Origin of the sequence: Blastococcus sp. KM273129, assembly GCF_021698995.1 — a bacterium.
Lineage (GTDB): Bacteria > Actinomycetota > Actinomycetes > Mycobacteriales > Geodermatophilaceae > Blastococcus.
This window is the reverse complement of record NZ_SSXB01000012.1, coordinates 56,229-66,590: the sequence shown is the minus strand read 5'-3', so window position 1 is coordinate 66,590 and position 10,362 is coordinate 56,229. Positions and strand designations below refer to the sequence as shown.

General features: G+C 75.8%; 8 protein-coding genes. 6 read left to right on the top strand and 2 right to left on the bottom strand.

Annotation, left to right across the window (positions count from 1 at the left end; all coding sequences use genetic code 11):
• Positions 1-65 precede the first annotated feature (65 nt).
• Positions 66-590, bottom strand: coding sequence for a UdgX family uracil-DNA binding protein (locus E9565_RS05685; protein WP_236834299.1), 525 nt, complete (start codon positions 588-590; stop codon positions 66-68).
• A gap of 138 nt (positions 591-728) precedes the next feature.
• Between E9565_RS05685 and E9565_RS05680 the strand changes: the two genes are divergently transcribed.
• The 6 genes from E9565_RS05680 (at position 729) to E9565_RS05650 (ending at position 8,882) form a co-directional block, all read left to right on the top strand.
• A complete protein-coding gene (locus E9565_RS05680) occupies positions 729-1,646 on the top strand; it encodes an ABC transporter ATP-binding protein (RefSeq protein ID WP_236824845.1) in 918 nt (305 codons plus the stop codon).
• A complete protein-coding gene (locus E9565_RS05675; RefSeq protein ID WP_236824844.1) occupies positions 1,643-2,851 on the top strand; it encodes an ABC transporter permease in 1,209 nt (402 codons plus the stop codon). The genes E9565_RS05680 and E9565_RS05675 overlap by 4 nt, the downstream gene beginning before the upstream one ends.
• 36 nt (positions 2,852-2,887) lie before the next feature.
• On the top strand, positions 2,888-3,868 hold the full coding sequence (locus tag E9565_RS05670) for a TIGR03557 family F420-dependent LLM class oxidoreductase (protein ID WP_236824843.1): 981 nt from the start codon (positions 2,888-2,890) through the stop codon (positions 3,866-3,868).
• Positions 3,869-3,983: 115 nt separating this feature from the next.
• Positions 3,984-4,841: a tetratricopeptide repeat protein gene (locus E9565_RS05660; protein WP_236833421.1), complete on the top strand. Its 858-nt coding sequence runs from the start codon at positions 3,984-3,986 to the stop codon at positions 4,839-4,841.
• 173 nt (positions 4,842-5,014) lie between these two features.
• Positions 5,015-7,816 carry a phosphoenolpyruvate carboxylase gene (gene ppc / locus E9565_RS05655; protein ID WP_236834298.1) on the top strand — a complete coding sequence of 934 codons (2,802 nt, stop codon included), beginning with the start codon at positions 5,015-5,017 and terminating at the stop codon, positions 7,814-7,816.
• On the top strand, positions 7,809-8,882 hold the full coding sequence (locus E9565_RS05650; RefSeq protein WP_236824841.1) for an inositol monophosphatase family protein: 1,074 nt from the start codon (positions 7,809-7,811) through the stop codon (positions 8,880-8,882). Before ppc ends, E9565_RS05650 begins: the two co-directional genes overlap by 8 nt.
• A gap of 1 nt (position 8,883) precedes the next feature.
• On the opposite strand, the gene E9565_RS05645 is transcribed toward E9565_RS05650, so the two are convergent.
• Complete coding sequence (locus E9565_RS05645; protein ID WP_236834297.1) at positions 8,884-10,293, bottom strand: FAD-dependent oxidoreductase; 1,410 nt, start codon at positions 10,291-10,293, stop codon at positions 8,884-8,886.
• Positions 10,294-10,362: the final 69 nt, after the last annotated feature.

Below are 10,362 nucleotides of genomic sequence, written 5' to 3'. Positions count from 1 at the left end.
TCCCGGCAAAGGCACGAGGCCAGTCAGAGCAAGGGTCACGCCCGCTGCCGCCAGCAGTCAGCCCATCACCGACGAACCGACCCGGCCAGCCTCACAGTCCAGGGCAGCAGCCGGCCGTGGTCGCGGGTGATCCGGAACGACGGCGAGATCAGCCCCTTGGCCGCCGTCGCACCCAGGGCCACGACGACCTCGGGCTGCAGGACGGCGAACTCCGCCTCCAGCCACGGCCGGCACGCCCGCAGGTGCTCGGCCCGCGGCGTCTGGTGGATCCGCCGCTTGCCCTTCACCGTGTGCGAGAAGTGCTTGACCGAGTTGGTGACGTAGCTGTCCCGGCGGTCGATGCCCGCGTCGGCCAGGGCCTGGTCGAGCAACCGGCCCGCGGGGCCGACGAACGGCTCGCCCCTCCGGTCCTCCTGGTCACCCGGCTGCTCGCCGACGAAGACCACCCGGGCGGTCTCGGGCCCCTCCCCGAACACCGTCTGGGTGGTGTCCTGCCACAGCTCGCAGGCCCGGCACCCGGCCGCGGCCGACCGCAGCCCCGCCAGGCCGACCCCGGCAGGCGGCCGCGCCACGCCGTCGCTCTCGCTCATGCGCCGATGACACCGCAGGAGGCGCCCCGGCGCGACCGGTCGCGCACCGTTCCCGGACACGTCCCCGGGACGTCGTCGTCCCGCAGGCCACCGACCGATACGGTCGGTCGACACAGGAGGACGACGGCAGGAGGACCGGTGCTCGAGTTCGACGGGCTCCGCAAGAGCTACGGCGACAACCAGGTGCTCGACGGCGTGGGCTTCGCCGTCCGGCCCGGCTCGATGTTCGGCTTCTGCGGCTCGAACGGTGCCGGCAAGACGACGACGATGCGCATCGCGATGGGCCTGGTGCTGCCCGACGCCGGCGAGGTGCGCTGGCAGGGCCGGCGGCTCGACCAGGTGCTGCGCCGCCGGGTCGGCTACATGCCGGAGGAGCGCGGGCTGTACCCGAAGATGAAGGTCGGCGAGCAGGTGGCGTACCTCGCCCGGCTCCACGGCCTCGACCGGGCGGCGGCCGCGCGGGCGTCCGAGGAGTGGGTCGAGCGGCTGGGCCTGGGCGCCCGCCGCGGCGACCCGGTGGAGAAGCTGTCGCTGGGCAACCAGCAGCGCGTCCAGCTCGCTGCCGCGCTGGTCAGCCGCCCCGAGGTGCTCATCCTGGACGAGCCGTTCTCCGGGCTGGACCCCGTGGGCGTCGACTCCCTGGCCGAGGCGCTGCTGGACCAGGTCCGCAGCGGTGTGCCGGTGGTCTTCTCCAGCCACCAGCTGGACCTGGTCGAGCGGCTGTGCGACTCGGTCGGCATCCTCGCCCGCGGGCGCATGGTCGCGACCGGCACCGTGGAGGAGCTGCGGCGGCGGGAGGCCGGTCGCCTGCTGCGCGTCGTCGTCCCCGACGCCGCCCCGGGCTGGGCCACCGCCCTGCCGGGCGTCCGCGTCGTCTCCGAGCAGGCCGGCGACACGCTGCTGGACCTGGCCGGGCACGCCGACGACCAGGCGGTCCTGGCCGCGGCGGTGCGGACCGGGCGGGTCGCGCACTTCGCCTGGCGGGAGCCCACGCTGGTGGAGCTGTTCCGCGGCGCCGTCGCCGATCCGCGCACCGAGCAGGAGGTGGCGGCGTGAGCGCCCCGGACCCGACCCGGGACGCCGGGCGCGACCCGGGCAGCGCCGAGCTCGTCCGGCTCGTCGCCGGCCGCGAGATCTCCGCCCGCCTCCGGGACAAGAACTTCATCATCGGCGTCGTCCTCACCGTCGTGCTGCTGATCGGCATCCTCGGCTTCCAGGTGGCCGTGAACTCCGGCGGCGAGGAGCCCCGGCTGGGGGTGGTGGGCGACACCGCCCAGCTCGGGCCGGCCGTCGAGGCGCAGGGCCAGGCCATCGGGATCGACGTCACGGTGGTGCCGCTGGACGACGAGGCCGCGGCGCGCCAGGCGGTGGAGACCGGGGACGTCGACGGCGCGCTGCTCGCCGGTGGCGGTCCGGCGCCCGAGCTCCTGGTGGAGGACCGCGACGCGACGATGGAGGCGGTGGTCAACGCCGCCGTCAGCGGGGTGGCGGTCGCCCAGCAGCTGGCCGAGGCCGGCGTCGACCTGGACGCGGTCCCCGAGGTCGAGGTGACCGCGCTGGCAGCCGACGACGAGGAGGACCAGCAGCAGGTCCTCGTCGCGATCATCGGCGTGGGGTTGCTCTACGGCCTGCTCATCATGTTCGGGCAGTTCGTGGCCCAGGGCGTGGTGGAGGAGAAGGCCAGCCGCGTGGTGGAGCTGCTGCTGGCGACCATGCGCCCCTGGCAGCTGCTCGCGGGGAAGATCATCGGGCTCGGTGTCCTCGGGCTGGCCCAGATCGTGCTCATCGGCGTCATCGCCGTGGGGGGCGCGCTCGCCTTCGACGTCGTCGCCGTACCGGGTGCCCTGATCGGCACCGTGGTGTCGGTCGTCCTGTGGTTCGTGCTGGGGTACGCGTTCTACGCGGCCGCCTTCGCGGTGGCGGCGTCGCTGGTCAGCCGGCAGGAGGACCTCGGGAGCGTCCTGACCCCGATGATGGTCCTGCTCATCGGCGGCTTCTTCGTCGGCATACAGGCGGCGGCCGACCCCGGTGGCACGCTCGCGGTGGTCACCTCCTACGTCCCCGGCCTCTCCCCGCTCGTCATGCCGGTCCGGCAGGCCGCCGGCGAGGCCGCCGCGTGGGAGGTCGCCGTGGCCGTGGCGGTCATGCTGGTGGCGATCGTGGCGGCCGTCCGCCTGGGCGGCCGGGTCTACGCCGGGGCGCTGCTGCGCACCAGCGGGAAGACCAAGCTGCGGGAGGCGCTGAGGGCCGAGCGCGCGTAGCGGTTGCCCGCCGGGCCGCGGGGTAGCCGGGCAGGCATGTCTTTGCAGCTGGGCTACACGATGATGACCGAGCAGGCCGGGCCGAGGGACCTCGTCCGCCATGTGGCCGGTGCCGAGGAGGTCGGGTTCGACTTCGCCGTCAGCAGCGACCACTACTCCCCGTGGCTGGACGAGATGGGGCACTCGCCGAACGCGTGGGTGACGCTCGGGGCGGCGGCGCAGGCGACCAGCCGGATCCCGCTGATGACCTACGTGACCTGCCCGACCTTCCGCTACCACCCGGCGGTCGTGGCGCAGCAGGCCGCGACGCTGCAGATCCTCTCCGAGGGCCGCTTCACCCTGGGCATCGGCGCGGGGGAGAACCTCAACGAGCACGTCGTCGGCGGCGGGTGGCCCGCGGCCGACGTGCGGCACGAGCGCATCGTGGAGGCGCTGCACATCATCCGCGACCTGTTCGACGGGGAGGGCTACACGAACTTCCGCGGGGAGCACTTCGACGTCGAGTCCGCCAAGCTGTGGGACCTGCCGGACAAGCGGGTGCCCATCGGCTTCGCGGCGGGCGGCAAGCAGGCGGCGACGATCGCCGGCGAGCTGGCCGACGTCCTGGTCGCCACCGATCCGATGAGCGAGCTCGTGGAGCAGTTCGAGAGCGCGGGCGGCGCCGGGAAGCCGAAGGTCGCGCAGATGCCGATCAGCTTCGGCACGGACCGGGACGCCGCCGTGCAGCGGGCGCACGGCCTGTTCCGCTGGTTCGGCCTGGGCTGGAAGGTCAACGCCGAGCTGCCCGGCACCAGCGCCTTCGACGCCGCGAGCCAGTTCGTCACCCCGGACGACGTCGCCGGGTCCATCCCGTGCGGCGACGACGTCCAGGCGGTGATCGAGGGCGCCCGGGAGTACGCCGAGGCGGGCTTCACCCACCTGGCCCTCGTGCAGATCGGTGGCGACCAGCAGGAGCCCTACCTGGAGTGGGTGCGCGGGTCCCTCCTGCCGGCCTGGCGGGAGGCCTTCGGCAGCTGATGGGCGGCCCGGGTCGGCTGATCGGGTGACCGGCCGGCCCCGTGCCGCTCCGTTGGGGTGAGGTCGGGGGGCGAGGGGGCGCGCAGCGCGCCCCCTCGCCGCGATCATCTGCGGCATGACCGAGGACCTGGACGTGCGGCTGCGGCGGCTGCTCGCCACCGACGACGCCGACGCCCTGATCGACCTCGGCTGCGACCTGGCCGACGCCGGCCGGCAGACCGATGCCGAGGCCTGCTTCCGCCGCGCGTTCGACCTGGGCGACTCCGTCGCCGCGTTCAACCTCGGCAACTCGCTCGCCGCCCAGCAGCGCTGGGAGGAAGCGGTCGAGGCCTACGAGGTCGCCCTGCGCGGCGGCGAGGCCGACGCCTGGCGCAACCTGGGCCTGGTGCTCGAGGACCTCGGCGACCTGGCCGGCGCGATGCGCGCCTACCGGGGGGCGGCGACCGCCGGCGACCTGGAGGGTGGCCTGCAGCTGGCGTTCCTGCTGCGCGAGCAGGGGGAGCGCGAGCAGGCCATGGCGGTCGCGGAGGAGTTCGCCGCCGCCGGCGACGCCGAGGCGGCGGCCGTCGTCGCCTGCTGGCGCTGGTGCTCCACGCTGGACCCGGCGCTGGAGGACGACCTGCGTGCCGGTCAGCACCACTTCCCGGCCGCCCGCGCGGACCTCGCCCACCTGCTGCGCGAGACCGGCCGGTCGGCCGAGGCCCGGTCGGTGCTCGAGCGGGGCGCCAAGCTCGGCGAGCAGGTGGCCTGGCTCCCGCTGGGCAACCTCTACCGCGAGGAGCTCGGCGACGAGGAGGCCGCCGAGGAGGCCTACCGCAGCGGCATCGCCGCCGGCGACGCCTACTGCCACCAGAACCTCGGCGTGCTGCTGGCCGACCGCGGGGACCTCGAGGGCGCCGTGGAGCAGTTCCGCCTGGGCGCCGCGGCCGGCGACCAGCTCGCGGCGCAGTGCCTGCGGGAGCTGGAGCACTGAAGGACCGCGGGCCCGTCGACCGCGCCGCGGCCGGCCGGCGAGATCGGCGTTCTCGGGCCGTCGGGGAGCCGGAGGGCCCGAGTTCGCCGATGTCGTCGCCGTCGGCGAGCCCCTGGACGAGCCCGTAGCGGGGGCGACACGAGCGCGTCACCCGCGTCCCCGATACTGCAGGTGTGAGCGAAGCCACTGTCGACGTCGCCGACCTCCGCCGCCACGGTGCTCCCGGCACCGCTGACCGGGCGGACGACGAACCGCTGCGGGAGGACATCCGGCTGCTGGGACGCGTCCTCGGCGAGGTCATCGGCGAGCAGGCCGGGCCCGAGGTGCTGGAGCTGGTCGAGTCCACCCGGGTGGAGGCCTTCCGCATCCGCCGCTCCGAGGTCGACCGCGCCGGGCTCGCCGCCCGCCTCGCCGGGCTGGACGTCCGCTCGGCCAACCACGTCATCCGGGCGTTCAGCCACTTCTCGCTGCTGGCCAACCTGGCCGAGGACATCCACCACGAGCGCCGCCGCCGGCACCACCGGCGTGCCGGGTCCCCGCCGCAGCAGGGCAGCCTGGCCGCGGCGTTCGCCCTGCTGGACGAGGCCGGCGTCGCGGAGGACACCGTGGCCCGCGAGCTCGCCGGCGCCCTGGTCTGCCCCGTCGTCACCGCACACCCCACCGAGGTGCGCCGCAAGACCGTCTTCCAGGTCCAGCGCCAGGTCACCGAGCTGATCCGGCAGCGGGACCGCGCCGCCGACGGCGACGTCGACCCGGAGTGGTCGGCCCGGCTGTGGCGCTCGGTGCTCACGCTCTGGCAGACGGCGCTGCTGCGGCTGTCCCGGCTGCGGCTGACCGACGAGATCGACGAGGCGCTGCGCTACTACGAGCTCTCCCTGTTCGAGGTGGTGCCGGCGATCAACGCCGAGGTGCGCCGCGCGGTCGAGCAGCGCTGGCCCGGGGCCGGGGTGCTGCGCCGGCCGCTGCTGCTGCCCGGCTCCTGGATCGGCGGCGACCGCGACGGCAACCCGTTCGTCACCGCGGAGGCGCTGCGCCGGGCCACCTCCCGGCAGGCCGGCACGGCGCTGGCCCACCACCTGGCCGAGCTCGCGGCGCTGCGCAGCGAGCTGTCGATGTCCGACCGGCTGGTCACGCCGACGCCGGCGCTCTACCACCTCGCGGAGGTGTCCCGGGACGACTCACCGTTCCGCGCCGACGAGCCCTACCGGCGGGCCCTCACCGGCATCTCCGCGCGGCTGACGGCCACCGCCGCCCGGGTGCCCGGCGCGGAGCCCCCCGACACCGGCCCGCTGCCGGCGCTGCCCCCGTACGAGGGCCCCGACGAGCTGCGGGCCGACCTCGACGTGGTCGACGCCTCGCTGCGCAGCCACGGCGCCGGTGCGCTCGCCGACGACCGGCTGCGGCGGCTGCGCGAGGCGGTCGAGGTGTTCGGCTTCCACCTGTGCGGGCTGGACCTGCGGCAGAACTCGTCGGTGCACGAGCAGGTCGTCGGGGAGCTGCTCGCCTGGGCCGGGGTGTGCGACGACTACGCCGGGCTCGACGAGGCCGCGCGGGTGGAGCTCCTCGCCGGGGAGCTGACGCTGCGCCGCCCGCTGGTGCGCCCCGACGCCGAGCTCTCCGAGGAGACGCGCAAGGAGATCGACGTCCTGCTCGCCGCGGCCGAGCGGGTGGCGCTGCTGGGCCCGCGGACCATCCCCAACTACGTGATCAGCATGTGCGAGTCGGTGAGCGACGTCCTGGAGGTCGCCGTCCTGCTCAAGGAGGTCGGCCTGCTCGACCCGGCGGGCCCCGACGGCCCGACCTGCCCGGTGGGCATCTCGCCGCTCTTCGAGACGATCGACGACCTGCAGGCGGCGGCGACCACGCTCGGCGCGGTGCTCGACCAGCCCCTGTACCGGTCGCTGCTGGCCAACCGGGGCAACGTGCAGGAGGTCATGCTCGGCTACTCCGACAGCAACAAGGACGGCGGCTACCTCGCCGCGAACTGGGCGCTCTACCGCGCCGAGCTCGACCTGGTGGAGCTCGCCCGCCGCGAGGGCATCCGGCTGCGCCTCTTCCACGGCCGCGGCGGCACCGTCGGCCGGGGCGGCGGGCCCAGCTACGAGGCGATCCGCGCCCAGCCACCGGGCGCGGTGGCCGGGGCGCTGCGGATCACCGAGCAGGGCGAGGTCATCGCCGCGAAGTACGCCGACCCCGACCTCGCGCGGCGCAACCTGGAGGCGCTGGTCGCCGCCACCCTGGAGTCGACGCTGCTCGACGTCGAGGGCCTCGGCGCCGACGCCGACGAGGCCTACGCCCTGCTCGACGACCTCGCCGCCCGGGCGCAGCGGGCCTACCGGGAGCTGGTGCACGAGACCCCCGGGTTCGTGCAGTGGTTCCGGGCGGCCACGCCGATCGGCGAGCTGGCCGAGCTGAACATCGGCAGCCGCCCGCCCTCGCGCAAGGCCGGGGACTCCATCGCCGACCTGCGGGCGATCCCCTGGGTGTTCAGCTGGTCGCAGACCCGGATCATGCTGCCCGGCTGGTACGGCACCGGGTCGGCGCTGGAGGGGTGGGTCGGGGACTCCGCCGAGCGGCTGGAGCAGCTGCGCGAGCTGCACCGCCGGTGGCCGTTCTTCCGCACCGTGCTGTCCAACATGGGGATGGTGCTGGCCAAGACCGACCTCGGGCTCGCTGCCCGGTACGCCGAGCTGGTCCCGGACGAGGAGCTGCGGGCGCGGGTGTTCGACCGGATCACCGCCGAGCACGAGCGCACCCGCCGGATGGCGCTGGCGGTCACCGGCGACGAGCTGCTGGCCGACAACCCGTCGCTGGCCCGGTCGATCCGCAACCGTTTCCCCTACCTGGAGCCGCTGCACCACCTCCAGGTGGAGATGCTGCGGCGACGGCGGGGCGGCGAGGACGACGAGCTGACCAGCCGCAACATCCAGCTGACCATCAACGGCATCGCGACCGCGCTGCGCAACAGTGGCTGAGGCGGGGCTGCGCACGGCGACCAGCGCCGACCTGCCGGTGGCGGCCGAGGGGCTGGGGCTCTCGCCGGCCGCGCTGGCCCCGGCGGTGCTCGACCCGTGGGCGCGGGTGCTGGTCGGCGACGAGGGCCAGGTGGTGCTGGTCCGCCGGCAGTGGACCGACGAGGCCACCGCCTCCGCCGTGGTCATCCGAAGGGCCGGCGTGCCGCTGGACCACCCGGCCGTGCTCGCCGCCGCGGCGGGGTGGGGCTGCGACCGCGTACGGCACCTGGCGACCGGCCGGTGCACCGACGTCCCCCCGCCCCCGGCGGACGCGCCGCTGGCGCTGCGCTTCGCGCACCTCGCGGCCCTGGCGGCCACCCGGGTGGAGACGGCGGTGGCGCTCGCGCACGGCACCGGTGAGGCACGGACCAAGCGCGACGGCAGTCCGGCGCTCGCCGCCGACGCGGCCGCCCACGACGCCGCCGTCGAGGTGCTCGGCGCGCTGGGCGTGCCGGTGCTCAGCGAGGAGAGCCGCGACACCGTGGTGGACGCCGGTCGGCCGTGGGTGGTGCTCGACCCGCTCGACGGCACCGGCAACTTCGCCGCCGGGCTGCCGCCGTGGGCGTTCTCGGCCGCGCTGGTGGACGGCGGCCGCCCGGTCGCCGGGCAGGTCGCCGACCTCTCCTCGGGCCGGCGCTGGGCGGCGGTCGAGGGGCACGGCGCCGTCCGGGACGGGGTAGCGGTGCGCACCCGGCCCGGCGGCACCGTCGTCGTCCCCAGCGGGCCGCGGGGCACCGCGGTGGCGGTGCCGGCGACGGCCCGCCGGGTGCGGATCACCGGCTGCACGGCGGTCGACCTCTGCCTGGTCGCCGACGGCGCGGCGGCGGCCTGGCACGACCTGGACCGCGGTGGCACGCACGTGCACGACGTCGCCGGTGGGCTGGCGGTGCTGCTCGCGGCCGGGGGCACCGTGCTCACCGACCGCGGGGAACCGCTGCGGCTGGCACCTGACACCGGCGCGCTGATCCGGTTCGTGGCCGCGGCCGACGAGGCGTCGGCGCGGGAACTGCTCGCCGTGCTGCGCTGAATCAGCGGCCCCGGGCCGCGGCCGCCCGGACCGCGGCCAGCAGCCCCTCGCGCTCGTGCAGGGTGGTCCGGGCCCGGCCGCGGCTCGCGCCCAGCGCCTGCTCGGCGGTGTCGATGGCCCGCCAGTCGTCCAGCAGCACCGGTTCCGCGCCGCGGGCCCGCAGGGTGCGCACCAGGTCGTCGACCGGCCCGCGCACCCGCAGCGTGCCGTCGGCGGCGTCGGCCAGCAGCGCGGCGATCGTCTCCCGGGCGTCGTGCTTGTTGTGCCCGACCACCCCCGTGGGGCCGCGCTTGATCCACCCGGCGGCGTACTCGCCGGGCGACGGGCGCCCGTCGCGGAGCACCCGCCCGACGCCGTCGTGGGCGACCGTGCCGGTGCGCCCGTCGACCGGCAGCCCGGGCAGCGGGGTGCCGAGGTAGCCGACCGAGCGGACCACGAGGTCGGCCGGGAGGACCTCGAACTCGCCGGTGCCGATCGCCCGGCCGTCGCCGTCGACGGCGGTGCGCTCGACCTCGACACCGGTGACCCGGTCGGTGCCCAGCAGCCGCACCGGGCGGGAGAAGAAGCGCAGCCGCAGCCGGGTGCGGCCGGGCTCCGGCGCGTGGGCCGACCACTCGCGCAGGACGGCGAGGTTGCGGGTGGCGTTGCGGTCGGCGGCGGCCCGGGCCTCGGTCTCGGCGTCGAGCTCGAGGTCGGCGGGGTCGACCAGGACGGTGGCCGCGGCCAGCCCGCCGAGCTCGCGCAGCTCCTGGGTGGTGAAGGTGGCCTGCGCCGGGCCGCGGCGGCCGAGCACCGTCACCTCCTCGACGGGGGCGGCGGCCAGCGCGTCGATGACGTGCTGGGGCATGTCGGTCGGCTCGAGCTCCGCTCCGGTGCGGGCGAGGATGCGCCCGACGTCGAGCGCGACGTTGCCCACGCCGATCACCACCGCCCGCCGGACACCGGTCAGGGCGGCCTCCACGGTGGCCCGGTCGGCGTCGGGGTGGCCGGTGTACCAGGCCACGAGGTCGGTGGCGGCCAGGCTGCCGGGCAGCTCCTCGCCCTCGATGCCCAGGTGCCGGTCGAGCGCGGCGCCGTAGGTGTAGACGACGGCGTCGACGTGCGCGCGCAGCTCCTCCAGCGGGAGCTCGGTGCCCACCTCGACGTTGCCGACGAACCGCACCAGCGGGTGGTCCAGGCTCCGGTGGAGCGTGTCGCGGATCGCCCGCATCTTCGGGTGGTCGGGGGCGATGCCGTGGCGGACCAGGCCGAACGGGGTGGGCAGCCGGTCGACCAGGTCGACGGCGACCGGTACCTCGCTCTGCCGGGTCAGCGCGTCGGCGGCGTAGATGCCGGCCGGTCCGGCGCCGACGACCGCGACGCGCAGCGGGTGGTCAGCAGCCGGGGGAGGGGGAGTGCCGTCGTCGACCACCCTGGCATCCTGGCCCGGCCGGGGCCGCGCCACCAGGGCAACCGTCCGGGCGCTTCGATCCCCGTCGTC

Excerpts from the sequence above, each read along its gene's own strand:
- E9565_RS05670 (WP_236824843.1), top strand. The coding sequence starts at position 2,888 with ATGTCTTTGCAGCTGGGCTACACGATGATGACCGAGCAGGCCGGGCCG.
- E9565_RS05685 (WP_236834299.1), bottom strand. The coding sequence starts at position 590 with ATGAGCGAGAGCGACGGCGTGGCGCGGCCGCCTGCCGGGGTCGGCCTG.
- E9565_RS05660 (WP_236833421.1), top strand. The coding sequence starts at position 3,984 with ATGACCGAGGACCTGGACGTGCGGCTGCGGCGGCTGCTCGCCACCGAC.